Raw genomic sequence first — 26,220 nt, 5'->3', positions numbered from 1 at the left:
ACGACGCGACGATCCAGGAAGCTGAATGCCATGACGAAGACAGCTACCACCACAGCCACCCCCGCGCAGGACGCGGGACGGGCCCCGGTGGTCAGCTTCCAGGGGGTCAGTAAGAGTTACGGCGCGGTGCGCGCGGTGGCCGACCTGCACCTGGAGCTGCACCCCGGCGAGACCGTCGCCCTCCTCGGCCCCAACGGCGCCGGCAAGTCCTCCACCCTCGACCTGCTCCTCGGCCTGCGCACCCCCGACACCGGGTCGGTGTCCCTCTTCGGCACCACTCCGCAGCGCGCCATCCAGCTGGGCAGGGTCGGCGCGATGCTCCAGAGCGGCGGCCTGATGGAGGGCGTCAAGGTCCGGGAGCTGGTCCAGCTCGCCCGCGACCTGCACCCGCAGGGCTATCCGGTGGACCAGATCCTGGCCTCCGCCGGCATCACGGACATCGCCGACCGGGTGGTCGGCAAGCTCTCCGGCGGCCAGGAGCAGCGGGTGCGGTTCGCCCTCGCCACCGCCGGCGCCAACGACCTCATCGTGCTGGACGAGCCCACCACCGGCATGGACGTCTCGTCCCGGCAGACCTTCTGGGGCGCCATGCGCCGCCAGGCCCAGGAGGGCCGCACGGTCCTCTTCGCCACGCACTACCTCGAAGAGGCCGACGAGATCGCCGACCGGGTGATCGTGCTGCACCGCGGCCGGGTGCTGGCCGACGGCACCTCCGCCGAGATCAAGGCCCGGGCCGGCGCCCGCCGGATCACCTTCGACCTGGACGAGCTGGCGGACCGCGGCGCCCTGGAGGCGCTGCCGCACCTCACCTCCCTGACCGTGTCCAACAGCGGCTCCGCCGGGGGCACCGCGCGCACCGTCCGCATCCAGTCCCAGGACGCCGACGCCACCGTGCACGCCCTCTACGGCCTCGGCCTCTACCCGCGCAACCTCGAAGTCTCCGGCCTCGGCCTGGAGCAGGCGTTCATCGCCATCACCACCGCCGAGGAGGCGGCCCGATGACCACCCTGATCAAGCTTGAGATCCTCCGCGCGCTGCGCAACAAGAAGTTCATGTTCTTCTCGGTGATCTACCCGCCGGCCCTCTACCTGATCATCGCGGGCGGCGCGGACAGCAAGCCGATCCCCGGGACCGGCCTCGACATGGGGCTGTACTACATGGTCTCGATGGCCGCCTTCGGCGCCATGACCGCCGTCCTGCTGGGCAACAGCGAGCGCATCGCCAAGGAGCGCGAGCAGGGCTGGGTGCGCCAGCTGCGGCTGACCGCACTGCCCGGCCGCGGCTACGTCGCCGCCAAGATAGCCGCTGCGGCCACGGTCAGCCTGCCGTCGATCCTGCTGGTCATGATCGCCGCCGCCGCGGTCAAGGGCGTCCGCCTCGAAGCCTGGCAGTGGATCGCCATCGCCGTCGGCACCTGGCTCGGCAGCTTCGTCTTCGCCGCCCTGGGCGTCGCCATCGGCTACCTCGCCAGTGGCGATGCGGTCCGCCCGGTCTCCATGCTCTGCTTCTTCGCGCTGGCCTTCCTCGGCGGCCTGTGGATGCCGATGACGCTGCTGCCGCAGTGGGTGCAGAACATCTCCGAGTGGCTGCCGACGCACGCGTACGCGGCGCTGGGCACCGCCGTCGAGGCCGGCGGCGCGCCGCACGTCAAGGACATGGCGATCCTGCTGGGCTACCTCGTCGTCTTCGTGGGTGGTGCGGCCTGGCTGTACCGCAAGGACACTCGGAAGGCATGAGACCGGTGGAGACGAAGAGCGCACCCGACGACCGGAACCCGGTGCTGATCGGGCAGCGCCCGCACAGTCGCCGCCAGGCCCTCCGCAAGTCGATGTGGATCGGCATCTGGCTGCTCTACCTCGCCGGCCCGGTGGGCGAGCTGACCGGCCACGGCGTCACCACCGCCGACCGGATCTGGGGCTTCGTCGGCCTTGCACTCTTCGTCCTCGCCTACATCATCCTGATCGTCCGCCACATGTGGCGCAGGCCGCCCGTCTCGCTGCGGTACAGCCCGCTGGCCGCGATGCTGGCGCTGTCCGTCGCCCTGACCTGGACGCTGGGCTCCTCCTGGCTGGTGCTGTTCATCTTCACCAGCGTGGCCTCCGCGGTGGTGCTGCCCTGGCAGCGCTCCCGCTGGGCCATCCCGCTCATCACCGTGGTGCTGATAGCGGTCGGCGCCCGCTATGCGGAGATCCGCAACTACTACCTCTTCGCCTACGCCCTCCCCGCCCTCGGCAGCGGATTCGTCATGATCGGCGTGCAGAACCTGGTCCGCACCAGCCAGGAACTCCGCGTCGCCCGGGAGGAGGTCGCCCGCCTCGCCGCCAACGAGGAGCGGCTGCGGCTCGCCCGCGACCTGCACGACCTCCTGGGCCACTCGCTCTCCCTGATAACCCTCAAGAGCGAGCTGGCCGGGCGGATGCTGCCGGACCGCCCCGAGGACGCCGCCAAGCAGGTCGCCGACATCGAGCAGGTCAGCCGCCAGGCCCTGGTGGACGTCCGCGAGGCGGTCACCGGGTACCGCCGTCCCCGCCTGGCCGTGGAGCTGGCCGGCGCCCGCGCCGCCCTGCGCACCGCCGGTATCGCGCTCACCGCCGACCCGGCCCTGGAGGGCGAGCCCCGCGGGCTGACCGCCGACACCGAGGGCGCGCTGGCCTGGGCGCTGCGCGAAGCGGTCACCAACGTCGTCCGGCACAGCGGCGCCCGCCACTGCGAACTGCTGCTCACCGAGGAGTGGGAGGCCGACGACCGGCACTACGTCCGCCTCACGGTGAACGACGACGGCGAAGGCCCGCTCCGCGGCCGGCACGACGGCAACGGCCTCGCCGGCCTCCGCGAGCGGCTGGCCCTCGCCGACGGCCGTCTGGAGACCGGCCAGACCCCCGGTTCCCGGGGCTTCGCCCTGCGCGCATACGTTCCCAGGACCACCCCGGCCGCGTCCCCGGAGGATCCGATACCCGGGTCGGACACCTCCCCGGAGCCGGTGACCGGGCCACCGGTGAACGGGCCGGTCTAGGCCGTGTCCGCAAAGTCCCGTCGTGCGCCGGGAGGGCGGGCCGGGCGGTGTTCGGTGCGTGCTCCCGGTGCGCCGGGTGCCGATCGACGACCAGGAGCGTGACGACAGGACCCGGGGCCACCGCTGCGCCGGGACCGTCCCCGGCAAGCGGTTGCGCGGGCTCCCGGTCCCGGCCGCCGCGGCCGCGTCAGGCCGTAAGCTGGCCGGCATGATCAGACTGCTGCTGGCGGAGGACCAGTCGATGGTCCGGGAGGCGCTGGCGGCGCTGCTGTCCCTGGAGGACGACCTCGACGTCGTCGCCCAGGCGGCACGCGGCGACGAGGTCCTCGACCAGGCGCGGGCCCACGACGTCGACGTCGCGCTGCTGGACATCGAGATGCCCGGCCTGAGCGGCCTGGACGCCGCGGCCCGGCTGCGCGCCGAACTGCCCGGCGTGAAGGTCGTCATCCTCACCACCTTCGGCCGCCCCGGCTATCTGCGCCGGGCCATGGAGGCGGGCGCGGACGCCTTCCTGGTCAAGGACGCCCCGGCGGCCCGGCTCGCGGACGCCGTGCGCCGGGTGCTGCGCGGCGAGCGGGTCATCGACCCGGCGCTGGCGGTGGCCGCGCTGGCCGACGGCGCCAGCCCGCTGACCGAGCGCGAGCGCGAGGTGCTGCACGCCGCCGCCGACGGCTCCACCAACGCCGAGATCGCCGCCGGGCTGCACCTCTCCCAGGGCACGGTCCGCAACTACCTCTCGCTCGCCATCCAGAAGACCGGCGCCCGCAACCGCGCCGAGGCGGTCCGCACCGCCCGCGACAAGGGCTGGCTCTAGGGCACCGGCGCCGCCCCGGCCCCGCCACCTCACCCGACCGCCCTCGCCCCCACCCCCGCTTCCGGGACCTTCGCCACGGGCGGCGCGGACCTTCGCCCCTGTGCGCGCTCGCGGAACGTCCCGCAGGCTTGAAGTGTCATGCCAGCCCATCGCCCCGCCGAGGGCGGCCTCCTCGCCCCCGTGCTGCTGATCCTCGCCATCCTGGTCGTCGCTACGGTGGACGCCACGACCGGCCCGGAGCTGCACATCTCCGCGTTCATGGGGATCGCCCCGCTGGTCGCCGCGCTGCGCTGCTCCTACCGCCGCACACTGCTGGTGGCCCTCGTCTACGTCGTCTCCCTCACCTACGTCGACCTGCTGACGGTGCCCGACTGGGCCCCCGCCAGCCGGGTCGTCGGCGTCTTCGGGGCGTTCCTGGTGGGTGTCTTCGCCCTGGTGCTGTGCCGCACCCGGCTCGAACGCGAGGCGCTGCACGCCCGCACCACCCTGGTGGCCGACACGGTGCAGCGGGCGATGCTGCGCGAGCTGCCGCTCCGGGCCGGCCCCCTGGAGGCGTACGGCTTCTACGTGTCCGCCCAGGAGGGGGCCCGGGTCGGCGGCGACATCTACGAGGCCGTCGACACCCCGCACGGGCTGCGGCTGATGATCGGCGACGTCCAGGGCAAGGGCATGCCGGCGATCGGCGCGGGCCTGGAGGTGCTGGCGTCGTTCCGGGAGGCGGCGCAGTACCAGGAGTCGCTGGAGGGGGTGGCCGGCCGGATGGAGCAGGCCCTGACCCGCTACAACGCCCGCTCCGCCAAGGAGGGCGCCGACGAGCGCTTCGTCACCGCGCTGCTGCTGGAGGTCCGCGGTCCGGGCCGGGCCCGGCTCCTGTCCTGCGGGCACATCCCGTACTACCTGGTGCGGGAGGGCCTCGTCCACGAGTGCTCCGACGGCGAGGGCGGGCTCCCGCTGGGGCTCGGCGGGCTCGGCCGGGAGCCCCGCCGGAGCGTCCGCATCCAGCCGGAACCGAGCGACTGGGTGGTGCTGTGCACGGACGGCGTCACCGAGGCCCGCAGCGGCGACGGCCGCTTCTACCCCCTGGCCGAGCGGATCGCCGCCCGGATCGACCTGGAACCCGCCGACCTGGCCCGCACCCTCCGCGCCGACCTGGAGGACTTCACCGACGGCGACCTGAAGGACGACGCCACGCTGCTGGTGGTCCGCCGCACCCCGGTGAGCGAGGCGGCGCCCGCACCGGCCCGGTCCGTGGCGGCCTGACCGGGGCGGGCGGCCCGCTCAGTTCAGCCGGGCCCGGGCCGCCCCGGCCTCCCGGCGCACCGCGGTCGCGGCGGCCGGCTGGACCGGCTCCAGCACCCGCGCGTACTCCTCCAGCTCGGCCGCCCCCGCCAGGAACTCGCCCCGCTGGACGAGGAGTTGCGCGCGCTCGTGGCGCAGCCGCGCCGGGCGGCTGGGCAGCAGCAGGGCCAGGTCCAGCGCCCACAGCTGGACCGCGCTGTGTTCCGGGCGGGCCTGGGCCCAGGCCCGGATGTTGTTGAGGATCCGCTGGACGATCTCCAACGGGCCGGCCGGGGCCAGCATCCCCGGGGACAGCGCCTCACCGGTCGCGCCCGCGACGATGACCGCCGCGTCCTGGTCGGTGAGCGGCCGCCCGCCCTCGAACGGGTCGGCCAGCACGTGCCGCCCGGCCGGATCGCCCAGGCCGATGACGAAGTGACCCGGCAGCGCCACCCCGTACACCGGCGCCCCGGCCCGCCGGGCGACCTCCATCCAGACCACCGACAGCAGGATCGGCAGCCCGCGGCGCCGCCGCAGCACCTCGTGCAGCAGCGACGACTCCAGCCTGCGGTAGTCGCCGGGCGAGCCGCCGAAGCCCTGCCGGGTGCCCAGCAGCTCGGCGAGGTTCCGGGCCCAGGCGCCCGGGCCGCCGGCGGGGGAGTAGGGCAGCAGGCCGGCCAGCCGGTCCAGTTCGATCTGCGCCGCGTCGATACCGGCCTGGTCCAGGGCCGGATCCGCCTCGGCGCCGATCAGCAGGCACAGCAGCGCGAGGTCCGGCCGCTCCTCGCGGGCCGCCGCCGCGAACTGCCGTCGCCGCTCCTCGCGCGCCGCGTCCCGCTCCGGTTCCCCGCGCTCCGCTCGCTCACCCATATCGGACGGATACCCCCTCAGGCCCCGGCCGCGCCGCCCGCCGGGCCGCGTCGGTAGTGATAGCCGTGGTGCTCGACGAACCCCAGCCCGTCGTACAGCGCCTGGGCGCCCGCGTTGTCCGCCTCGACCTGGAGGTACGCCGCGGAGGCGCCCTCCTGGAGGGCCCGCTCGGCGAGGGCCGCCATCACCAGCGACGCCAGTCCCTGGCGCCGCCGCCCGGCAGCGGTCTCCACCGCCGAGAAGCCCGCCCAGCGCCCGTCGACGACCAGCCGCCCGATCGCCGCGGTCCCGCCGTCTGCCGCCGGTACCTGCGCGAACCACACCGAGGGGCCGCCGGTCAGCACCGCCCGCGCCTCCGCCGTGGGCGTGCCGGCCCGGTTGTACAGGGTCAGCCAGTCGGCGTCCGGCTGCCGGGAGAGGCGCACGCCCGAGGTGTCCGCGTCGGTGTCCGCGAGCGGCGCCAGGGCCGCGATCCGTACGGAGGTGTGCGCCTCGTCGGACCAGCCGCGGGCGGCCAGCTCCGCGGCCAGCGGCTCGTCGGCGTCGGCCCGTCCGGTGGTGACGGTGACCAGGGCGGGCAGCCCGCGGTCGGCGTACCACCGGGTGGCCCGGGCCAGTGCCTCGTCCAGCGGGACACCGGGGTCGCCGAGCGGCAGCACCGAGTTGGCCCGCCGGGTGAAGCCCGACCGCCGCCCGGCCTCGGCCCCTCCGGGACGCTCCTGGCGCGGCACCTCCTGGACCGCGGCCCGCAGTGTCCACTCCCCGAGACGTTCTGTCTCGATGGCCGGCCAACCGCGGGCCGCGACCGTCTGGAGCTCACGCACCGTGGCCGCCGGTACCTTTCTGCGGGCCGGCGCCGCCGGCACGACCTTGGCCGCTACCAGCGAGGATTCCTCGATCCGTACGCATTCGCCACCGCGTCGTGTGATGCTCAGCACACCATCGTTCCACGATGTGAGAACTCCGACCGCGTCCGTGAACGCGGGCTCTCCGCTCCGAGCCCCGGTCAAGCGCCGGACGGATACCCTTTTGCCCACGTCAGCATGGGTGATCCGGACCTCCGCGCGTCCGCCGGCGAGGAATTCCATCGCTCTGTAACCGCCCCTCTTGTTCGTCTCGTGCCCGGGAACGGAGATACTAGGTGGCGGGCATCGACGACGCCGCGCTCCCGCGCGCCCAGCGGCGGTACCGCCGATCGGTCCGCCGGCCCTACCGAGGAGGAACGACAGCGTGACCTACGTCATCGCGCAGCCTTGTGTCGACGTCAAGGACAAGGCATGCATCGAGGAGTGCCCCGTCGACTGCATCTACGAGGGCTCCCGGTCCTTGTACATCCACCCGGACGAATGCGTCGACTGTGGTGCCTGTGAGCCGGTCTGCCCGGTGGAGGCGATCTTCTACGAGGACGACACCCCGGAGGAGTGGAAGGACTACTACAAGGCGAACGTGGAGTTCTTCGACGAGCTCGGTTCCCCGGGGGGTGCCAGCAAGCTCGGCCTGATCGAGCGCGACCACCCCTTCATCGCCGCGCTGCCGCCGCAGAACCAGGAAGACCACTGATCCTCCGGAGGGACGGAGGGGAGCCGGCCCGCTCCCCCGTGCCTCCGAGGCCGCCGGGGTAGCCCCGGCATGAGCTGGGGAAGGCCGCACGGCACCGCCCGGTCCCGTACGGCCCACCCGCCGTACGGGACCGAGGCGTTTTCGCGCGCCGACGTCCCCGCGCCACTCCGTACGAGAAAGAGAGCACCGTGGGCGCAGTCTCCTCCCGCCACCCGTCCGGCACGTCGCCCCGCGACCGGCTGCCCGTCTTCCCCTGGGACCGCCTGGAGCCGTACAAGACGACCGCCGCGGCGCATGCCGACGGCATCGTCGACCTGTCCGTCGGCACCCCGGTCGACCCGGTGCCCGCGCTGGTCCGGCAGGCACTCACCGACGCGGCGGACAGCCCGGGCTATCCCACGGTGTGGGGCACCGCGGCACTGCGGGACGCGCTCACCGGATGGGCCGCCGAGCGCCTCGGCGCCCCCGGCCTGGAGCACACCAACGTGCTGCCGGTCGTCGGCTCCAAGGAACTGGTCGCCTGGCTGCCGACCCAGCTGGGCCTGGGCGCCGGCGACAAGGTCGCCTACCCGCGGCTGGCCTACCCCACCTACGAGGTCGGCGCCCGCCTGGCCGGCGCCGAGCCGGTCGTCTACGACGAGCCCACCGAGCTGGACCCGACCGGCCTGAAGCTGCTCTGGCTCAACTCCCCGTCCAACCCCACCGGCCGGGTGCTCACCGTCGACGAACTGCGCCGCACCGTCGCCTGGGCCCGCGAGCACGGCGTCCTGGTCTTCAGCGACGAGTGCTACCTCGAACTGGGCTGGGAGGCCGAGCCGGTCTCCGTCCTGCACCCGGACGTCTGCGGCGGCTCCTACGAGGGCATCGTCGCGGTCCACTCGCTCTCCAAGCGCTCCAACCTCGCCGGCTACCGCTCCGCGTTCCTGCTGGGCGACGCCGCGGTCCTCGGTGAGCTGCTGCAGATCCGCAAGCACGGCGGGATGATGGTGGCCGCGCCGGTCCAGGCGGCCACCGTCGCGGCGCTGGGCGACACCGCGCACGTCGCCGAGCAGCGCGACCGCTACGCCCGCCGGCGCGCCGCGCTGCGCACCGCCTTCGAGGCCGCGGGCTTCCGCATCGAGCACAGCGAGGCGTCGCTCTACCTCTGGGCGACCCGCGACGAGCCCTGCTGGGACACCGTCGGCGACCTCGCCAAGCGCGGCATCCTGGTCGCCCCCGGCGAGTTCTACGGCGCCGCGGGGGAGCGGTTCGTCCGGATCGCCTTCACCGCCACCGACGAGCGGGTGGCGGCCGCGGTGCGCCGCCTGGCCGAATGAACCACTGAACCGCAGACGCGCGTGGGGCCCGGGGAGACGATCCCCGGGCCCCACGGCGTTGCGCGGCGCGCGGCGGCTCAGCGGCCGATCGGCATCCCGCCGATCAGGCCGTGGACCGGCGTCCTCGGCCCCTGGGGCGCACCGAGCAGGCCCTTGACCGTGTCGGTGGCCAGGGAGTTGGTCGAGATCCCCTTCTTCGCCGCGGGGCGGGCCACGCTCTCCGCCTTGCGGGCGGTCTCCCGGGTGAGCGGTGCGGCCTCCTCGACGACCGGGCCGAGGGTCCGCGCCAGGGCGGGGGCGAGGGTCTGCGCGGCCTCGGCACCGGTCTTGTTGACGAGCGCGAGGCCGGTCCGGGCGGTGTTGTCCAGGGCCTTGCTGGTGTTCGCGGAGTCCAGGGTGGTCAGTCCGCCCATCTCGCTGCCCGACGGAGGCAGGTTCACGGCGCTCGCGGATCCGGCCGCAGCGACCACGGGAGCGGCGCCCGCTGCGACCAGCAGGGCGGCTCGGGCGATCCGACGCGTAACGGGGAGGGACATGGTGCTCCTTTTACGGAGAAGGACTCGTACTTCTGACAGATGTGCCATGTCCGCCGGCCGGACGGACGCCCTGATTACCGCGTCAGGAGTCCGAAGGTTGCGGTGAACTCCGGTAAAGAATTGGCAACGTGTCACATAATCTGCCCTGGATAAAGATGAGCAATATGTGCGCGCCCCGAAGCCGTACGGAAACGTCACAGACCTTTAAACGCACGGGAATTGGCCGAGGATACGGTCGCGACCAGGTGAAAACCCGGACCTGGAAAGGGGATTGTCGTCCGACACGGCCCGACCGGCCGGATCCCGGCGGGCCGACGTGCTACCGGGCGGCGGTGACCGGCACTACTGCGCGGTGACGATCCGCACCGCGCCCGCGGCGTCCCCGGCCGCCGCCGCGCCCTGCCAGCCCTTGTCCGAGTCGGCCGCCGTCCACGTCCGCCCGGCGTAGGAGATCCGATCGATGTGCAGGTCGGCGGCGTGTGCCAGCGCCCAGTTCGCCAGCCGCCAGCCGCGCTGCGCGGCATCGTCGGTCGCCGCCGCGTACCCGTCCGGCTGCACCGGCACCGTCAGGCTGCGGCCGGCCGCGGCGGTGCGCCCGCCGCCGGCCTCCGTCGCCGGCAGCACCTCGGCGCCGAACTCCCGCACCAGCTTCTCCCGCACCTTCGCCGCGCCGTCCGGGCCGGCGCTGTCCACGGGGTGGCTCACGGTGCAGCTCAGCACGTCGCCGTTCCGGCCGGTCAGCGCCCCGGTGAGCAGCGCGGCATCCGCCTCGTGCTTGGCGTACGCCTGCGGATAGCCGCTGCGCTGCACCTTCTGTGCGGCAACGGTCAACGGCAGTCGGGAATAGCCGGGAACTTTCACCAGATGGCGGTAGAACTCCCCGGACGAATAGACCGGGTCCATGATCTGTTTCACGGTGCCCCAGTCCTGCGACGGCCGTTGCTGGAAAAGCCCCACCGAATCCCGGTCGCCGAAATTGATGTTGCGCAGCCCGGACTCCTGCATGGCGGTCGCCAGCGCGATCGTCACCGCCCGCTCCGGCAGCCCGCGCGAGGTCGCCACCGCGGAGATCGTCGCGGCGTTCGCGGCCTGCTCGGGGCTGAGCTCGTACGGATCCCCGCCGCCCTGGATGCGCACCGCGCAGCGGGGCGCCCCGGGACCGCTGGTGACGTACTGGACCACGAGGTACGCGATCACCCCGAGGAGGACGGCGACCGCCGCGGTGGTACGCCACAGACGGGCGCGGCGGACACGGGAAACGGGCTGGGCGGACACGCAGCACAACGTACCCGAGGGCTGCCGATAGGGTCGGCGCCATGGAGCGCTCCACTCACCCCCGCCTTGACCTGTCGCTGGACGCCGCCGAGCTGACCGCTCAGCTCGTCGACTTCCCGTCCGAGAGCGGCAACGAGAAGGACCTCGCCGACGCCGTCGAGGACGCCCTGCGCGCCCTGCCGCACCTGACCGTCGACCGGTACGGCAACAACGTCGTCGCCCGCACGCAGCTGGGCCGCGCCGAGCGCGTGCTGCTCGCCGGACACCTCGACACCGTGCCGATCGTGGACAACGTCCCCTCCCGGCTCGACGAGCACGGTGTCCTGTGGGGCTGCGGCACCTGCGACATGAAGTCCGGGGTCGCCGTCCAGCTCCGGACGGCCGCCACCGTCCCCGCCCCCAACCGGGACCTGACCTTCGTCTTCTACGACAACGAAGAGGTCGCCGCGCACCTCAACGGCCTCGGCCACGTCGCCGACGCCCACCCCGACTGGCTCGCCGCCGACTTCGCCGTCCTCCTGGAGCCCTCCGACGGCCAGGTGGAGGGCGGCTGCCAGGGCACCCTGCGGGTGCTGCTGCGCACCAGCGGGGAGCGCGCGCACTCCGCGCGCAGCTGGATGGGCGCCAACGCGATCCACGCCGCCGCCCCCATCCTGGCGAAGCTCGCCGCCTACGAGCCGCGCCGCCCGGTCATCGACGGCCTGGAGTACCGCGAGGGCCTCAACGCGGTCCGTATCGAGGGCGGGGTGGCGGGCAACGTCATCCCGGACGCGTGCACCGTCACCGTCAACTTCCGCTACGCGCCCGACCGCACCCCCGAGGAGGCGGTGGCCCACGTCCGCGAGGTCTTCGCGGACTGCCCCGTGGACGAGTTCGTCATCGACGACCACTCCCCGGGTGCGCTGCCCGGGCTGTCGCACCCGGCCGCCAAGGCGTTCATGGAGGCCGTCGGCGGCAGCGCGATGCCCAAGTTCGGCTGGACCGACGTCTCCCGCTTCAGCGCCCTCGGCGTCCCGGCCGTCAACTACGGACCCGGTGAAGCCCTGCTCGCCCACAAGAAGGACGAGCGGGTCGCGGTCGAGCGGATCCTGCACTGCGAGGAGCGGCTGCGCGCCTGGTTGACCGCCGGCCCGGCTACCTGACGGCCGCCCGGCACGGGGCCGGAGCCCCGTCCGGGGCCGGACGGTCCCGCCGGTGTCCGCTCGCGGACCTACCGAGTTACCCTCCGCTTCACACCGACGGATCTACGCTGAAGTGGCAAACGATCTGTCAGCGGAGGGAGCACGTCATGGCCAACCCCGAGGGAGCGTACGTCCCTGAGGAGCAGCGGCTGGGCCCCGTACTGCGCCGGCACGACCAGGTGCAGACCGGCACGACGACGGACCAGCGGCTGCTGGACTCCGAAGGCCCCTCCGAGTGGGTGCACACCGACCCCTGGCGCGTGATGCGCATCCAGTCGGAGTTCGTCGAGGGCTTCGGCGCGCTGGCCGAGCTGGGCCCGGCCGTCAGCGTCTTCGGTTCGGCCCGCACCCCGCGCGGCACCACCGAGTACGACGCCGCGGTGCGGATCGGCGGGGCGCTGGTGAAGGCCGGCTTCTCGGTGATCACCGGCGGCGGCCCGGGGGCCATGGAGGCCGCGAACAAGGGCGCCTTCGAGGCCGGCGGCACCTCCGTCGGGCTCGGCATCGAGCTGCCCTTCGAGCAGGGCATGAACGCGTACGTGAACCTCGGGGTCGACTTCCGCTACTTCTTCGTCCGGAAGACCTGCTTCGTGAAGTACGCCCGCGGGTTCGTCGTCCTCCCGGGCGGACTCGGCACCCTCGACGAGCTCTTCGAGGCGCTGACGCTCGTCCAGACCCGCAAGGTCACCCGCTTCCCGATCGTGCTCTTCGGCTCGGACTACTGGAGCGGGCTGGTCTCCTGGCTGCGCGAGACCGTGGTCGCCCAGGGGAAGGCGTCGCCGCAGGACGTGGAGCTGTTCCACCTCAGCGACGACGTGGACGAGGCCATCGCGCTGGTGACCAAGGAGGTCGGGATCTGAGCACGGGGTGCCCGGGGCCGGTCCGTGCCGGCCCCGGGCACCCCGCCCGGTTCACGCCAGGCCGCGGCGGGCGACCGCCGGCGGCCGGTGGCCGGCGATCGAGGCCACCATGTCCAGCACCTGGCGGGTCTCGGCGACCTCGTGGACGCGGTAGACCTGGGCGCCGAGCCAGGCGGAGACCGCGGTGGTCGCCAGGGTGCCCAGCACCCGCTCCTTGACCGGCTTGTCCAGCGTCTCGCCGACGAAGTCCTTGTTGGACAGCGAGACCAGCACCGGCCAGCCGGTCTCCGCCATCTCGCCCAGCCGCCGGGTGGCCTCCAGGCTGTGCCGGGTGTTCTTCCCGAAGTCGTGCCCCGGATCGATCAGGATCCCGTCCCGCCGGACGCCCAACGCGGCGGCCCTCTCGGCCAGTCCGAGCGTCACCCGCAGGATGTCGGCCATCACGTCCTCGTACACCACCCGGTGCGGCCGGGTACGCGGCTCGACGCCGCCCGCGTGGGTGCACACCAGGCCCACGTCGTACCGCGCGGCGACCTCGGCGAGCCGGGGATCGACCCCGCCCCAGGCGTCGTTGAGCAGGTCCGCGCCGGCCTCGCACACCGCCTCGGCGACCTCGTGCCGCCAGGTGTCGACGCTGATCACCACGTCGGGGTGGCGGCGGCGCACCTCGGCCACGAACCCGACCGTGCGGCGGGCCTCCTCCTCGGCGTCCACCTCCTCGCCCGGACCGGCCTTGACGCCGCCGATGTCGATGATCGCGGCGCCCTCGGCGATCGCCTGCTCCACGCGGTGCAGCGCGGGTTCGTCGCGGAACGTTGCGCCCTGGTCGTAGAAGGAGTCCGGCGTCCTGTTGACGATCGCCATGATCACCGGCTCATGCGCCCCGAACTCGCGTTTTCCCAGCCGCAGCATTTCCCTGACTCCCTCTCCGTGGTCCGGGAGCGACCCTAACTGTCGGACCCGCATGGCACGATCGGTGCAGGCACTTGAGGTCCGGGGAGTTGGTCGTGTTCTGGTTCATGCTGATCGCGATGGTCGTGGTGGTGGCCGCGGTCACGCTGGTCGTAGTCGGCGGGGGTGACGCCGGCGGGGACGGCGGCGGACTGCGCGACGCCGAGCCCGCGGGGCTCCACGACCCGCTGCCGCCGGACCGCCCGCTGGCCCGGGCCGACGTGGACGCCGTCCGGCTGCCGGTCACCGTCCGCGGTTACCGCATGGACGACGTCGACGACGTGCTGGACCGCCTCGGCGCCGAGTTGGCCGAGCGGGACGCCCGGATCGCCGAGCTGGAGGCGGCGCTGGCCGGCGCCCACGCCTCGGCGATGGGCGGGGCGGGGCTCGTGACCGAGGTTCTGCCCGCGTCCGCCCCGGCCGGGGAGCCCGGACGGCCCGGCCCGGACGCCGAGGACCCGCGCGACGGCGGTGCGCGGCCCGGTGACCCGGAAGCCCCGGCGCACGGGGACGACGACACGACGCCAGGAGAAGGGGAGGGCCGGTCATGACCGGAGTGGTGACGGCTCCCGACGGGGTCCCGCGCTGTCCGTGGGGGATGGAGTCGGAGCAGATGGCGGACTACCGCGCCTACCACGACACCGAGTGGGGCCGGCCGGTCCACGGGGACGACGCGCTCTTCGAGCGGATGAGCCTGGAGGCGTTCCAGTCCGGGCTCTCCTGGATCACCATCCTGCGGCGCCGCGAGGGCTTCCGCGCCGCGTTCGCCGGCTTCCGGATCACCGAGGTGGCCCGGTTCACCGACGAGGACGCCGCGCGGCTCCTCACCGACCAGTCGATCATCCGCAACCGCGCCAAGATCACCGCGACGATCGCCAACGCCAAGCTCGCCGCCGCGCTGGCCCCCGGCGAGCTCGACGCCCTGATCTGGTCCTACGCCCCGGCCCGGCCCGGCCGCCCGGTGCCGCACACCACCGGCGACGTGCAGCCGGTGACCGCGGAGTCCACCGCCCTCGCCAAGGACCTCAAGAAGCGCGGCTTCCGGTTCGTCGGCCCCACCACCGCGTACGCCATGATGCAGGCCTGCGGCCTGGTCAACGACCACCTCGCGGACTGCCATGTGCGGGCGGCGGTGGACGCGTCGGCCGGCTGACCTCGCCCGGCCGACGCGGGGCGGCGCTCCGGCCGGGCCTGCCGTCCGCCGGGCCTGCCGTCCGCCGGGGCGGCCGGGCGTCGGCGTCACCGTCCCAGGAAGACCGGCTTCTCCTTCTTGACGAACGCCTGCACCGCGCGGTGGTGGTCCTCCGACGCGCCGGCCCGGACCTGGAGCTCGTCCTCCTTGCCCAGGGTCTCGGCGAGCGCGTGCCCGGCGCCGTAGGCCAGCGACTCCTTGATCGCGGCGTAGGCGGCGGTCGGCCCCTCGGCCAGCCGGCGGGCCACCGCGGCGGCCGCGTCGGCCAGTTCGTCGGCCGGGACGACCTGGTTGGCGATGCCCAGCTCACGGGCCTCCTGGGCGCCGATCGAGCGCGGGAAGAGCAGCAGGTCGGCGGCGCGGCCGTGGCCGATCAGCCGCGGCAGCGTCCAGGACACCCCCGAGTCGGCGGTCAGCGCGACGCCCGCGAACGAGGTGTTGAACGAGGCGGTGTCGGCGACCACGCGGTAGTCGGCGGCCAGCGCGAACCCCGCGCCGGCGCCCGCGGCGACCCCGTTGACCCCGGCCACCACCGGCTTGGGCATCCCGGCCAGCGCCGTAACGATGGGGTTGTAGTGCTCCCGCACGGTGTTCATGGTGCGCCCGGCGCCGGTCTCCCGGTCCTCGGCCAGCAGCCCGATGTGTTCCTTGAGGTCCTGCCCGACGCAGAACGCGCGCCCGGTGGCGGTCAGCAGCACCGCGCGCACGGCCGGGTCGGCGGCGGCCTCCTGGAGGACGTCCCGGAGCGCGACCTTCGCCTCCGTGTTCATCGCGTTCATCGCGTCGGGGCGGTTGAGCGTGACCGTCGCCAGTCCGTCGGTCACGTCGTAGAGCACGGTGTCGGCCATAGTGGAGTCCCCTCCGTCGCGGCTCTGGACTGCCCGGTAACGGCAGCCAGCGCTCAGGATGCCGGAGATCATCCACCGTCGGCATGTGACGTACGTCAAAGATTGCGGGCGTGCCGGATGGTGGAGAGTGGCGAAGTATCGCAGCCCGCTCCCCGAATTGGGTGGGTTTGCGGGAGCGCGTTGCCAAAGGGATCCCCCCTGATGTTGGTCATCGGGTCGTTCGATGCGGGATAATGGCCTGGAAGCAATGTGTTCGACGCCGGTGACACGCGCCTATCAAGGCCGCCGGCTGCGATGAGCTGGTTTCAGGAAGGGGAACGAGCATGGCGGCCATGAAGCCGCGGACGGGCGACGGCCCGCTCGAGGTGACCAAGGAGGGGCGGGGCATCGTCATGCGCGTTCCGCTCGAAGGCGGCGGGCGGCTCGTCGTCGAGCTGACCCCCGACGAAGCCAAGGCCCTGGGTGAGGCCCTGGAGAAGGTCACCGTCTGACGAGGGCGGAGAAACCGCTGCGGTCTTTCGGGGATTCCACCCCGAGTACCTCCAGCCGGAAACCCCGGCCCCGGCACGCGGCGCGCCAGCACAAGGCGCGCCACGTGCCGGGGCCGTTTCGTACCCCTGCGCCCGCCGGCGGACCCGGGCCCGGCACGGGCCGGGGCGGCCGGTTCAGCCGCGCTTGACCGCGCAGAGCAGCCCGTCGCCGACCGGCAGCAGGGCCGGCACCAGCGCGTTGCTCTCCCGTACCGTCCGGAGGAGCTCGCGGACCCGCAGCACCTCCGCCGGCTGCTCCGCGGAGTCGACCGTCCGGCCGTCCGCGAAGACGCCCTGGAAGCAGACCAGGCCGCCGGGGCGCAGCAGACGCAACGATTCAGCGAGGTACTCCAGGTACTCCAGGAGGTCGCCGTCGCAGAAGACGAGGTCGTAGCCGCCGTCCGCCAGTCGCGGCAGGACGTCCAGGGCCCGGCCGGGGATGAAGCGGGCGCGGTTGCCGGCGAAGCCCGCGGCGCGGAACGCCTGCTTGGCGAAGGCCTGCCGCTCCGGTTCGAGGTCCACGGTGGTCAGCACGCCGTCCGGGCGCATGCCGTGCAGGAGGTAGATGCCCGACACTCCGGTGCCGGTGCCGATCTCGGCGACCGCCTTGGCGTCCGCGGTGGCGGCGAGCATGCGCAGGGCCGCGCCGGTGCCGGCGGTCACCGCGCGGACACCGACCTCCCGGGCGCGGTCGCGGCACCAGAGCAGGGCGGCGTGGGCGGCTTCGTCGATGGTCCCGGCGCCGTACGCCTCGGCGAATGCCAAGCTCGTCTGCCGGTTGCCGGTAATGGCCCTCTCCTGTCCCCGTAGTTGACGCAACCGTGACTGTATCCGCTGTGCGCGGGAACCCGCAGATGGGACCGGGCGTTAGGAGAGGCAAGGGGGAGAGACGGGGGGACGCACCGGTGGATACCGCGCAAGAGGCCGGGCGAGAGCCACGGCAGGACGAGAAGCCACACCAAATGCTGGTCAAAACTGCTTATCCGGAGCTAACGGGCGAGGTGGATATGGTAGGGGCTCTACTGGACACCACCAGAGCCACCAGGGGAGGTGCGGCTGCGGCGGGTGACCGAAGAGTGCGCAGGCGCTTGCGACGGTCGTTCTCCGGGCCGAAATCCGTGACCAACACCGCTGACCGTTTCCGCTCCCACAGCTCCAAGGCCAGGGGAGGGGCCCCCATCGCCGACGCGCCCACCGCGACCTTCGCCGCCGACGCGGACGTGCAGGCGTGGACTCCGCCCACCTGGGAGGAGATCGTCAGCACGCACAGTGCCCGGGTCTACCGCCTCGCCTACCGCCTCACCGGCAATCAGCACGACGCCGAGGACCTCACGCAGGAGGTGTTCGTCCGCGTCTTCCGCTCGCTGTCGACGTACACCCCCGGCACCTTCGAGGGCTGGCTGCACCGCATCACGACCAACCTCTTCCTGGACATGGTCCGCCGCCGCCAGCGCATCCGCTTCGACGCGCTCGGTGACGACGCCGCCGAGAAGCTGCCCAGCCGGGAGCCCGCGCCGCAGCAGCAGTTCGACGACACCCACTTCGACGCGGACGTGCAGCACGCGCTGGACACCCTCGCGCCCGAATTCCGTGCCGCCGTGGTGCTCTGCGACATCGAGGGCCTGTCGTACGAGGAGATCGCCGCGACCCTCGGCGTCAAGCTCGGCACGGTCCGCAGCCGGATCCACCGGGGCCGCTCGCACCTGCGCAAGGCGCTCAAGCACCGCTCCCCCGAGGCCCGTGCCGAAGAGCGGCAGGAGCAGCGGCAGCAGCAGCGGACCCTGTCCGTGGTGCCCAGCAGGGAGGTCGGAATCGCGTGAGCGGCAGTGGCGGTCCGTCCCCCGCCGAGCACCATCTCGGCGACCGCCTCGCAGCCCTGGTCGACGGTGAACTGGGGCACGACGCACGAGAGCGGGTGCTGGCGCACCTCGCGACGTGCGGGAGGTGCAAGGCGGAGGCCGACGCGCAGCGTCGGCTGAAAAACGTGTTCGCGCAGGCGCTGTCCCCCGGCCCGTCCGAGGGGCTGCTGGCGCGTCTTCAGCAGTTGCCCGGCGGTGACTCCGACGGGCCCGGCAGCCGGCTCGGCAACGGCGCCTTCGGCCGCGGCGCGTTCGCCGGCGGCGACGGCGCCTTCGGCTACGTCCCGACGGAGAACCACCTCGGCGGCGCCATGACGGCCGTCCCCGCCCAGCCGCGGGCCCGCGGTTTCCGGGTGCAGCTGCCGGAGCGCGGTGTGCCGCAGCGGCGCCGGTTCGCGTTCGCGGCGGCCGGGGCGGTCTCGTTGGCGGCGTTCGCGCTCGGTGGCGCCCTCCCGTTGGAGGCGGCCGTCGACGCTCCCGGTCCCCGCGCCGAGGGCAGCGGCACCGCCGTCACCCCGCTCGCTGCCGATCCGGCGGCCGGTTCCCTCGCGCTCTCCCGCGGCGCGGGGTTCTGGGCCACGCACGAGCCCCGTCCCGACACCTGGCCCTCCGCCAGCAACCCGACCGGGGCCCCCGCCCCCAGCCCGATGTCGCTGCTGGTGCCGGGCGGTGCCCGGCCGACGGACGCGGTGCCTGCCTTCAGCCCGGCGCCCGGCCGTTTCGGCCTCTCGCCCCTGATAGCCGCCACCGGCCCGGCGACGGAGTTCCGCTTCGCCCCGCTCGCCGCCACCAGCGGCAACGACCCGATCCGGCGCACCCCGCCCCCGCTGCCGCCGCTGGAGCCCATGCGGCCGCTGCTCGCCTCACCGGCACCCACCGGTCAGTCCGCCGCCGGCCCGCACTGACCGGGCTCTGCGCGCCCCCGCCCGGAACTGGTTGAATCCCTTCTCGGGCGGTGCGCCCCTGCCCGGGGCGCGTACCGCACGGGTCTGTCGCCGGACAGGCCCCAGGTGGTGGTGGCGGCCCGCACAGGGCCGCGGGCGAATTGTTGGGGAGAGCATGGACGACGCGAAGGCCGCCGGGCCCAAGCTGAAGTGGTGGAGCCGCCCGGAGCAGGGTCCGGGGCCCGGGCAGCCCGCCCGGACGGCGGCCGGCGGACCGGAGGCCGGTGCGTCCGGCGCGTCCGGTGCGTCCGGTGCGTCCGGTGCGTCCGGCGCGTCCGGCGCGGAGGAGTCCGGCGACTGGGTCGTCAGCCCGCCGCGGCCCGCGGCCGGTGCGGCTCCGCCCGCCGGAGCCCCCCGTGCTGCCGGCGACCCCCGAACTGCCGCCTTCGCCGGTGACTCCGGAGCGGTCGCCGATGCCCAACCGGCCGGTGCCGCCCGGGAGTCGGCCGTCGCGCCGGTGGAGATACCCGGGGCGGCGCCCGTACCGGAGGCCGCGGCGCCGGCCGCGCCCGCGGAGCCGGCGTCCGCAGTGGAGCCCGCCGGTGCACCCCCGGCCGAGGACGCGCCGGCCGCGCCGGAGCGCCCCGCCGCGACCATGACGCTCGGTCAGGTGCCCGCCGCCGGCGCGCAGCGGCAGCCCGGCCCGGACGCCGAGGCCGCGACCGGTGGCACCCGGCCCGACCCGCGCACCGAACCGCCGGCCGGTTCCCCCACCGCGCCCCGGCAGCAGCCGCTGCACCCCGAGGACCCGTACAGCACGCCCCCGTACGGCGGCCCGGGCCCGTGGGCGCCCGCCCCGCTCGTCCAGCGGCCGACGGCCACCCCGGCCCACGGCACCGTGCTGCCGCCCGCTCCGGCTGCCGTGGCACCCGGTGGGGCGCCGGCGGCCCCCGCCGCCCCGCAGGACGCCGAACGGCGACCCGCCGGTCCACACACCCCGGCCGGTCGTTTCGGGGCGCCGGACGCCCCGGTGGGCCACTCCACGGCCCCGGAAGCGGCCGTCGGGCCCGCCGCCGGACCGCCGCCGCCCGCCCCCGAGCCCGCCGAGGGCGGTTTCGTCCCGCACCCCGGCGACGGCGGCCCCCGCCCCGCGCCCCCGGCCGCGCCGGCCGCCTGGCGGCAGTACGACCCCTGGAGCGTGCCCCCGTCCGCCGGACCGGTCGTGCTGCCCGCGCCCCGGCGGCGCGGCCGGCGCCCCGCGCTGGTCTTCGCCGCCGTGGCGCTGGCGTTGCTCGCGGGCGGTGCCGGTGGGGTGGCCGGGGCGTACATCGAGCGGTACGGCGGCATCGACGACATCAAGTTGCCGCAGGTGGCCGGGGGCGAGGGGAGCCGCAGCCCGGAGAGCGTCGCCGGGATCGCCCGGGCGGCGCTGCCCGGTGTGGTGACCCTGCACGTCCGCGGCAACGCCGAGCAGGGCACCGGCACCGGCTTCGTGCTCGACCGGCAGGGCCACATCCTCACCAACAACCACGTCGTCGAATCGGCCGGGGCCGGCGGCGAGATATCGGTGACGTTCAGCGGCGGGCAGACCGCCCGGGCGAAGGTCGTCGGTCGGGACGGCGGCTACGACCTCGCGGTGGTGCAGGTCGAGGGCGTCACCGGGCTGCACCCGCTCACCCTCGGCGACTCGGACGCGGCACAGGTCGGCGACCCGGTGGTGGCGATCGGCGCGCCCTTCGACCTGGCCAACACCGTCACGTCCGGGATCATCAGCGCCAAGCAGCGCCCGATCACGGCGGGCGGCAAGAAGGGCGACGGCAGCGACGTGTCGTACGTCGACGCGCTCCAGACCGACGCACCCATCAACCCCGGCAATTCGGGTGGGCCGCTGGTGGACGGCAAGGCCCGGGTGATCGGGATCAACAGCGCGATCCGGGCGGCCGACAGCGACAGCGGCAGCGGCAGCGACAGCAGCGGCGGCAGCGGCGGCGGACTGGACGGCGGCAGCGGGCAGGGCGGCAGCATCGGGCTGGGCTTCGCCATACCGATCAACCAGGCCAAGCGGGTCGCCGAGGAACTGATCAACACCGGCCGGGCCACCCACCCGGTGATCGGGGTGACGTTGGAGATGGAGTACGCCGGCGACGGCGCCCGGGTCACCGAGGGCGGCAAGGCCGGCGCGCAGCCGATCACCCCGGGCGGGCCCGGCGCCAAGGCGGGCCTCCGGCCGGGCGACGTGATCACCCAGGTGGACGGTGCGCCGGTGCACAGCGGCGAGGAGCTGATCATCAAGGTGCGCAGCCACCGGCCGGGCGACACGCTCACGCTGACGGTCCAGCGCGACGGCGCGGAGCGGTCCGTCCGGTTGACACTGGGTTCCTCAGCCCGGAACTGATCGTTTTCACGGTGTTGGCACGGGCGACTCCCGCCCGACGCCCGTGGCCAGGTACCGTGAGAGGTGGCCTTGGCCCAAAGGCCCCCGAAGGCCGCGGATACCCCAAGGAGCTGCAAGGTGTTCTTCGACATAGGACCCCTAGAGCTGGTTGCGATCGTGGTCCTCGCGGTGCTCATCTTCGGACCGGAGAAGCTCCCCAAGGTCATCCAGGACGTCACCGGCTTCATCCGCAAGGTGCGGGCGTTCTCGGACAACGCCAAGGAAGACATCCGCAACGAGCTCGGCCCGGAGTTCAAGGACTTCGAGTTCGAGGACCTCAAGCCGCGGAACTTCGTCCGCAAGCACGTCCTGGAGAAGGACGAGTACGGCCTGCGGGATCTCGCGGAGATCCGCGACGGCTTCGACCTGAAGAAGGAGATGGCCGAGGTCACCGAGGCGGTGCGGGATTCCACCGCGCCTAACTCCGCGCCCGCCGCTCCCGCCGCGTCCGCCGATGGCGCCCCCCTGAGCCTGTCCAAGGAGTCCCCGGCCGCTTCCGCCGGCCGTCCGGACATGTTCACCAAGGCCACGGACCCGTCCCGCCGTGAGCCGCCGCCCTTCGACGCCGACGCGACCTGAGAATCTCGTATGCCCGGCTGTGTTGACCCCACTGGCTATGCTCCCGGTGTCCGGGGTGAGGTCGCCTGAGGGGGGCGGGCCGCCCACGACGCAGGGCAACGAGGAGGCTCCGCGCAGATGGAGACGACGAGTCGGACAGCCACCGACCAGGTGGCCGCCGGTACCGGCCGGAAGGTCGACGGCTATCTGCTGGCCGGGTTCCCGTGGTACGGCCTCGATGAGGCGTTCACCGGACCGCGCTGGCTGATGCAGGTGGGCTCGGCCGCGGACGGCACCGTCGAGCACGGCGCGACCGGTCATGGCGTGGAGCCCACCATCAAGGTGGAGAACCCCGAGGACGAGCGGTTCGCGGTGGTGGTGACGGTCGCCAGCCGCCCCGTACGGCGCAGCGCGGACGGCACCGGCGTCCTGGAGGCCACCTCGGTCTCGACCGCCGCCTGGCTCGCCGGATCCGGTCTGCTCGCGCACACCTGGCCGACCCAGATGGACCGGACGCTGCGCCAGGACTGGTTGGACCAGCAGACCATGCTCGCCTGGGAGTTGGCCGACGACCTCGGCGGGGAGACCTGGAGCGAGCTGATGCTCCCGGTGGACGGGGTGCCGACGCCGTTCTGCTACCGGGAGTCCGAGTACGGCTGGGTGCTCGCCGGGTCCGCCGGCGAGGGCGGGCCGGAGGGGGTCCACCTGGGCGCCTACGGGCGCGGGATGAGCGCCTACGGCCTGGGCTTCACTGTGATCAAGGATCTGGGCGCCTACGAGCGCTGAGCGCCCGCCGCCATATGGGGGGCGTGTATGGATGGCCGTGCGCCCCTGTGGGCGGCGCACGCGCCGTGCGCGAAAGGGCGGACCGCGATGGATCCGCCCTTTCCGGTGGCGTACGAGGCCAGGGCCGGCCCGTACGCGTCAGAACTTGTTGCGCGGGGTGATCCCCAGCGACATGCCCGCCAGACCGCGCTGACGGCCGCCCAGCTTGCCCGCGATGGCGCGGATCGCCGCACCGGCGGGGGAGTCCGGGTCGGTCAGCACCACCGGCTTGCCCTCGTCGCCGCCCTCGCGCAGCCGGACGTCGATCGGGATGGAGCCGAGCACCGGGACCTGCGTACCGGTGGTCTTCGTCAGGCCCTCGGCGACCCGCTCACCGCCGCCGGTGCCGAAGACGTCGACCATCTCGTCGCAGTGCGGGCAGGGCAGCCCGGACATGTTCTCGACCACGCCGACGATCTTCTGGTGGGTCTGCACGGCGATCGAACCGGCCCGCTCGGCGACCTCGGCGGCGGCCTGCTGCGGGGTGGTGACCACCAGGATCTCGGCGTTCGGCACCAGCTGGGCCACCGAGATGGCGATGTCGCCGGTGCCCGGGGGCAGGTCCAGCAGGAGCACGTCCAGGTCGCCCCAGTAGACGTCGGCGAGGAACTGCTGGAGGGCGCGGTGCAGCATCGGGCCGCGCCAGACGACCGGGGCGTTGCCCGGCGTGAACATGCCGATCGAGATGACCTTCACGCCGTTCGCCGACGGGGGCATGATCATGTTCTCGACCTGGGTGGGACGCCCGTCCGCACCGAGCATCCGGGGCACCGAGTGCCCGTAGATGTCCGCGTCCACCACGCCGACCTTGAGGCCGTCGGCGGCCATCGCGGCGGCGAGGTTGACCGTCACCGAGGACTTGCCGACGCCGCCCTTGCCGGAGGCCACCGCGTAGACCCTGGTCAGCGAACCGGGCTTGGCGAAGGGCACCTCCCGCTCGGCGGTGCCGCCGCGGAGCGCCGTCGCCAGCTCCCGCCGCTGCTCGTCGCTCATGACCTCCAGCTCGACCCCGGCGCGGGTGACGCCGGGGACCCGCTCGACGGCCTCGCGGACGCTGCTGATGATCGTCTCCCGCATGGGGCAGCCCGAGACCGTGAGGTACACCACGACCGCCACCGAACCGTCCGCGGCGATCTCCACCGATTTGACCATCCCCAATTCGGTGATGGGGCGGTGGATCTCGGGGTCGTTGACCGTCGCGAGCGCTTCGCGGATCGCGTCCTCGCTCGGTGCGGAGCCGTCGGGCTGGGGCGTGTCTGTTGCCATGACCCGATGGTACGGCGGCCGAGGGCGCCTCCGGAAAGGCTCTCAGCGGTCGCGTTCGTCACGCTCCGGTCGCTCGCCGTCGGGTGTCTGGCGCAGTTCCAGGTCCCGCAGCAGATCTTCGAGTTCGGAGCGGATCCAGTCGCGGGTGGCGACCTCGCCCAGGCCCATCCGCAGCGCCGCGATCTCCCGGGTCAGGTACTCGGTGTCGGCGATGGAGCGCTCGTTCTGCTTGCGGTCCTGCTCGTGGGTGATCCGGTCGCGGTTGTCCTGGCGGTTCTGCGCCAGCAGGATCAGCGGCGCCGCGTACGACGCCTGGAGCGAGAGGGCCAGGGTCAGGAAGATGAACGGGTAGTTGTCGAACCGCAGATTGCCGGGCAGGGTGACGTTCCAGGCGATCCACAGGATGATCGTGACCGTCATCCAGACGATGAAGCGGCCGGTCCCCAGGAAGCGGGCGATCTTCTCGGACATCCGCCCGAACGCCTCCGGGTCGTACTCCGGGAAGAACGTCCGGCGCGGCACGCGCGGCAGGTCCAGCCGCACCCGCGGCCGCGGCTCGGATCCCCGGTGCCGCTCGCCGGCGCCGCCGCGGCGCAGCGCCGAGGCGCCGTGCATCCGCCGTTCCCTGGGGTTCTCCCGGTCCTCAGCGCCCATCGGCGGTCTTCCCCTGCGGTCCGACGGTGCCGCCGGTGTTCGTGTGGCCGTGCAGCCCGGCCTCCCGCCAGTCGTCCGGCAGCAGGTGGTCCAGCACGTCGTCGACGGTGACCGCGCCGAGCAGCGCCCCGCCCTCGTCCACCACCGGCGCCGCGACCATGTTGTACGCGGCCAGGTAGCCGGTCACCTCCGGCAGCGGGGTGTCCGGCCGCAGGGCCGGCAGATCGCTGTCCACGATGAAGCTGACGAGGGTGAACGGCGGGTCCCGCAGCAGCCGTTGGAAGTGCACCAGGCCCAGGTACTTGCCGGTCGGAGTCTCGTCCGGCGGCCGGCAGACGTACACCTGGGCGGCGAGCGCGGGGGAGAGGTCCGGGTCGCGCACCCGGGCCAGCGCGTCCGCGACGGTGGCGTCCGGGCGCAGCACGATCGGTTCGGTGGTCATCAGGCCGCCGGCGGTGCGCTCCTCGTAGGACATCAGCCGCCGGACGTCCGCCGCCTCCTCCGGGCGCATCAGGGTCAGCAGGCGCTCCTTCTCGTCCTCGGGCAGCTCGGAGAGCAGGTCGGCGGCGTCGTCCGGGTCCATCGCCTCCAGGACGTCGGCGGCCCGTTCGTCCTTCAGCTTGCCGATGATCTCGACCTGGTCGTCCTCCGGCAGCTCCTCCATGACGTCGGCCAGCCGGTCGTCGTCGAGGGCCGCGGCGACCTCGGCGCGCCGCTTGGGGGAGAGGTGGTGCAGCACGCCGGCCAGGTCGGCCGGGCGCAGCTGCTCGAAGGTGGCGAGCAGGTTCTCCGCGCCCTGCCCGTGCTCCTCCAGCGAGAAGCCGGTCACCGCCGACCACTCGACCGTCAGCGTCTCCCCCTTGCGGCGCAGCGCCCCGCCCTTGCCGCGGCGGACGAAGACCTTGTCGATCTCCCAGTCGCGGCGGGCCGGCAGCTGGATGATGCCGATGTCGAGCACGGTGACCTCCTCGCCGGTCTCGACCAGCCGCACCCGCCGGTCCAGCAGTTCGCCGAAGACCAGCGTCTCGGAGGCCCGCTGCTCGAAGCGCCGCATGTTGACGACCCCGGTGGTGACGATCTGGCCGGACTCCACGCCGGTCACCCGGGTCATCGGCACGAAGATCCGGCGCCGGCTGACCACCTCGACGACCAGCCCCAGCAGCCGCGGCGGGCGGTCACCGACCCGCAGCAGCGCGACCAGGTCCCGCAGCCGCCCGACCTGGTCGCCGTTCGGGTCGAACACGGCGACGCCGGAGAGGTGGGAGACGAAGATCCGGGGAGTGACCACCGCCATGGACAGCGCCGCCCTTCTCCTTATCCGTCCTTATTGCTCCACTGTTGACCGGAAAACAATGCATTGGCTCGGGTTCAGGCTAACCCGTCGGGGTGGGCCGCGCCCCGGTGGAAGCGGCCGTCCGGTGGCTGTCCGGCGGCCGTCCGGCATCCGGCCGACGGGCCGCCGCCCCCCGGGTACGCTGCCGTGAGCTGTCGAGATCACCCGCATCAGGAGGCAGAG

Annotated in this window: 27 protein-coding genes; 17 read left to right on the top strand and 10 right to left on the bottom strand. The window is 73.6% G+C overall.

The window, feature by feature from the left end; translation table 11 throughout:
* Positions 1 to 30 precede the first annotated feature (30 nt).
* The 5 genes from CG747_RS02875 (at position 31) to CG747_RS02855 (ending at position 5,087) form a co-directional block, all read left to right on the top strand.
* On the top strand, positions 31 to 1,002 hold the full coding sequence (locus tag CG747_RS02875) for an ABC transporter ATP-binding protein (RefSeq protein WP_180985353.1): 972 nt from the start codon (positions 31 to 33) through the stop codon (positions 1,000 to 1,002).
* On the top strand, positions 999 to 1,736 hold the full coding sequence (locus CG747_RS02870) for an ABC transporter permease (protein ID WP_100599957.1): 738 nt from the start codon (positions 999 to 1,001) through the stop codon (positions 1,734 to 1,736). The genes CG747_RS02875 and CG747_RS02870 overlap by 4 nt, the downstream gene beginning before the upstream one ends.
* Positions 1,733 to 3,013, top strand: a complete 1,281-nt coding sequence (locus CG747_RS02865) for a sensor histidine kinase (RefSeq protein WP_100599956.1) — start codon at positions 1,733 to 1,735, stop codon at positions 3,011 to 3,013. The genes CG747_RS02870 and CG747_RS02865 overlap by 4 nt, the downstream gene beginning before the upstream one ends.
* A 208-nt stretch (positions 3,014 to 3,221) precedes the next feature.
* The gene (locus CG747_RS02860) at positions 3,222 to 3,827 is read left to right on the top strand and encodes a response regulator transcription factor (RefSeq protein ID WP_100600080.1); all 606 of its coding nucleotides are present in this window, start codon (positions 3,222 to 3,224) and stop codon (positions 3,825 to 3,827) included.
* 138 nt (positions 3,828 to 3,965) lie between these two features.
* On the top strand, positions 3,966 to 5,087 hold the full coding sequence (locus tag CG747_RS02855; protein ID WP_100599955.1) for a PP2C family protein-serine/threonine phosphatase: 1,122 nt from the start codon (positions 3,966 to 3,968) through the stop codon (positions 5,085 to 5,087).
* Positions 5,088 to 5,105: 18 nt separating this feature from the next.
* On the opposite strand, the gene CG747_RS02850 is transcribed toward CG747_RS02855, so the two are convergent.
* Both CG747_RS02850 and CG747_RS02845 read right to left on the bottom strand, forming a co-directional pair.
* Positions 5,106 to 5,975: a transglutaminase-like domain-containing protein gene (locus CG747_RS02850; protein ID WP_100599954.1), complete on the bottom strand. Its 870-nt coding sequence runs from the start codon at positions 5,973 to 5,975 to the stop codon at positions 5,106 to 5,108.
* 17 nt (positions 5,976 to 5,992) lie between these two features.
* Entirely contained in the window at positions 5,993 to 7,063 is a 1,071-nt protein-coding gene (locus tag CG747_RS02845) for a GNAT family N-acetyltransferase (RefSeq protein WP_100599953.1), read from the bottom strand.
* Between the two features lie 142 nt (positions 7,064 to 7,205).
* On the opposite strand from CG747_RS02845, the gene fdxA reads away from it, so the two are divergent.
* Positions 7,206 to 7,535 (top strand): ferredoxin, encoded by a 330-nt coding sequence (gene fdxA, locus CG747_RS02840; protein WP_100599952.1) that lies wholly within the window; start codon positions 7,206 to 7,208, stop codon positions 7,533 to 7,535.
* A gap of 188 nt (positions 7,536 to 7,723) precedes the next feature.
* Complete coding sequence (gene dapC, locus CG747_RS02835; protein ID WP_100599951.1) at positions 7,724 to 8,851, top strand: succinyldiaminopimelate transaminase; 1,128 nt, start codon at positions 7,724 to 7,726, stop codon at positions 8,849 to 8,851.
* A 77-nt stretch (positions 8,852 to 8,928) separates the two neighbouring features.
* Here the strand turns inward: dapC and CG747_RS02830 are convergent, their stop codons facing one another.
* Both CG747_RS02830 and CG747_RS02825 read right to left on the bottom strand, forming a co-directional pair.
* The gene (locus tag CG747_RS02830) at positions 8,929 to 9,387 is read right to left on the bottom strand and encodes an ATP-binding protein (RefSeq protein ID WP_100599950.1); all 459 of its coding nucleotides are present in this window, start codon (positions 9,385 to 9,387) and stop codon (positions 8,929 to 8,931) included.
* Between the two features lie 342 nt (positions 9,388 to 9,729).
* Positions 9,730 to 10,662 (bottom strand): heavy metal transporter, encoded by a 933-nt coding sequence (locus tag CG747_RS02825; RefSeq protein WP_100599949.1) that lies wholly within the window; start codon positions 10,660 to 10,662, stop codon positions 9,730 to 9,732.
* Between the two features lie 41 nt (positions 10,663 to 10,703).
* On the opposite strand from CG747_RS02825, the gene dapE reads away from it, so the two are divergent.
* On the top strand, positions 10,704 to 11,804 hold the full coding sequence (dapE, locus tag CG747_RS02820) for a succinyl-diaminopimelate desuccinylase (protein ID WP_100599948.1): 1,101 nt from the start codon (positions 10,704 to 10,706) through the stop codon (positions 11,802 to 11,804).
* Between the two features lie 146 nt (positions 11,805 to 11,950).
* Positions 11,951 to 12,703: a TIGR00730 family Rossman fold protein gene (locus tag CG747_RS02815; RefSeq protein WP_100599947.1), complete on the top strand. Its 753-nt coding sequence runs from the start codon at positions 11,951 to 11,953 to the stop codon at positions 12,701 to 12,703.
* Positions 12,704 to 12,754: 51 nt separating this feature from the next.
* Here CG747_RS02815 and folP read toward each other — a convergent pair whose 3' ends face one another.
* Positions 12,755 to 13,615, bottom strand: a complete 861-nt coding sequence (gene folP / locus CG747_RS02810; protein ID WP_100599946.1) for a dihydropteroate synthase — start codon at positions 13,613 to 13,615, stop codon at positions 12,755 to 12,757.
* A 95-nt stretch (positions 13,616 to 13,710) separates the two neighbouring features.
* Between folP and CG747_RS02805 the strand changes: the two genes are divergently transcribed.
* Both CG747_RS02805 and CG747_RS02800 read left to right on the top strand, forming a co-directional pair.
* A complete protein-coding gene (locus CG747_RS02805; RefSeq protein ID WP_100599945.1) occupies positions 13,711 to 14,205 on the top strand; it encodes a DivIVA domain-containing protein in 495 nt (164 codons plus the stop codon).
* On the top strand, positions 14,202 to 14,807 hold the full coding sequence (locus CG747_RS02800; protein WP_100599944.1) for a DNA-3-methyladenine glycosylase I: 606 nt from the start codon (positions 14,202 to 14,204) through the stop codon (positions 14,805 to 14,807). The genes CG747_RS02805 and CG747_RS02800 overlap by 4 nt, the downstream gene beginning before the upstream one ends.
* Positions 14,808 to 14,893: 86 nt before the next feature.
* On the opposite strand, the gene CG747_RS02795 is transcribed toward CG747_RS02800, so the two are convergent.
* Positions 14,894 to 15,694: an enoyl-CoA hydratase/isomerase family protein gene (locus CG747_RS02795; protein ID WP_100599943.1), complete on the bottom strand. Its 801-nt coding sequence runs from the start codon at positions 15,692 to 15,694 to the stop codon at positions 14,894 to 14,896.
* Between the two features lie 323 nt (positions 15,695 to 16,017).
* Between CG747_RS02795 and CG747_RS02790 the strand changes: the two genes are divergently transcribed.
* The gene (locus CG747_RS02790; RefSeq protein ID WP_003985072.1) at positions 16,018 to 16,185 is read left to right on the top strand and encodes a DUF3117 domain-containing protein; all 168 of its coding nucleotides are present in this window, start codon (positions 16,018 to 16,020) and stop codon (positions 16,183 to 16,185) included.
* 174 nt (positions 16,186 to 16,359) lie between these two features.
* Here the strand turns inward: CG747_RS02790 and CG747_RS02785 are convergent, their stop codons facing one another.
* The gene (locus CG747_RS02785) at positions 16,360 to 17,043 is read right to left on the bottom strand and encodes an O-methyltransferase (protein WP_100599942.1); all 684 of its coding nucleotides are present in this window, start codon (positions 17,041 to 17,043) and stop codon (positions 16,360 to 16,362) included.
* 299 nt (positions 17,044 to 17,342) lie between these two features.
* On the opposite strand from CG747_RS02785, the gene sigE reads away from it, so the two are divergent.
* The 5 genes from sigE to CG747_RS02760 all read left to right on the top strand — a co-directional run bounded on the left by sigE (position 17,343) and on the right by CG747_RS02760 (position 22,745).
* Entirely contained in the window at positions 17,343 to 18,044 is a 702-nt protein-coding gene (gene sigE / locus CG747_RS02780; protein ID WP_100599941.1) for an RNA polymerase sigma factor SigE, read from the top strand.
* Entirely contained in the window at positions 18,041 to 18,988 is a 948-nt protein-coding gene (locus tag CG747_RS02775) for an anti-sigma factor (RefSeq protein ID WP_100599940.1), read from the top strand. Before sigE ends, CG747_RS02775 begins: the two co-directional genes overlap by 4 nt.
* Before the next feature lie 154 nt (positions 18,989 to 19,142).
* Positions 19,143 to 21,362 (top strand): trypsin-like peptidase domain-containing protein, encoded by a 2,220-nt coding sequence (locus CG747_RS02770; RefSeq protein WP_100599939.1) that lies wholly within the window; start codon positions 19,143 to 19,145, stop codon positions 21,360 to 21,362.
* 117 nt (positions 21,363 to 21,479) lie between these two features.
* Complete coding sequence (locus CG747_RS02765) at positions 21,480 to 21,980, top strand: sec-independent translocase (RefSeq protein ID WP_100599938.1); 501 nt, start codon at positions 21,480 to 21,482, stop codon at positions 21,978 to 21,980.
* Between the two features lie 117 nt (positions 21,981 to 22,097).
* Positions 22,098 to 22,745 carry a hypothetical protein gene (locus tag CG747_RS02760; RefSeq protein ID WP_100599937.1) on the top strand — a complete coding sequence of 216 codons (648 nt, stop codon included), beginning with the start codon at positions 22,098 to 22,100 and terminating at the stop codon, positions 22,743 to 22,745.
* Positions 22,746 to 22,883: 138 nt separating this feature from the next.
* Here the strand turns inward: CG747_RS02760 and CG747_RS02755 are convergent, their stop codons facing one another.
* The 3 genes from CG747_RS02755 to CG747_RS02745 are packed head-to-tail and all read right to left on the bottom strand — an operon-like array spanning position 22,884 to position 25,998.
* Positions 22,884 to 24,050, bottom strand: coding sequence for an Mrp/NBP35 family ATP-binding protein (locus CG747_RS02755; RefSeq protein ID WP_100599936.1), 1,167 nt, complete (start codon positions 24,048 to 24,050; stop codon positions 22,884 to 22,886).
* Positions 24,051 to 24,092: 42 nt separating this feature from the next.
* A complete protein-coding gene (locus tag CG747_RS02750) occupies positions 24,093 to 24,704 on the bottom strand; it encodes a DUF1003 domain-containing protein (RefSeq protein ID WP_100599935.1) in 612 nt (203 codons plus the stop codon).
* The gene (locus CG747_RS02745; RefSeq protein ID WP_100599934.1) at positions 24,694 to 25,998 is read right to left on the bottom strand and encodes a magnesium transporter MgtE N-terminal domain-containing protein; all 1,305 of its coding nucleotides are present in this window, start codon (positions 25,996 to 25,998) and stop codon (positions 24,694 to 24,696) included. Before CG747_RS02745 ends, CG747_RS02750 begins: the two co-directional genes overlap by 11 nt.
* Positions 25,999 to 26,220 lie beyond the last annotated feature (222 nt).

The organism is Streptomyces sp. CB02959, from assembly GCF_002803155.1.
Taxonomy (GTDB): Bacteria; Actinomycetota; Actinomycetes; order Streptomycetales; family Streptomycetaceae; genus Streptomyces.
This window is presented reverse-complemented; position numbering and strand designations above follow the sequence as displayed.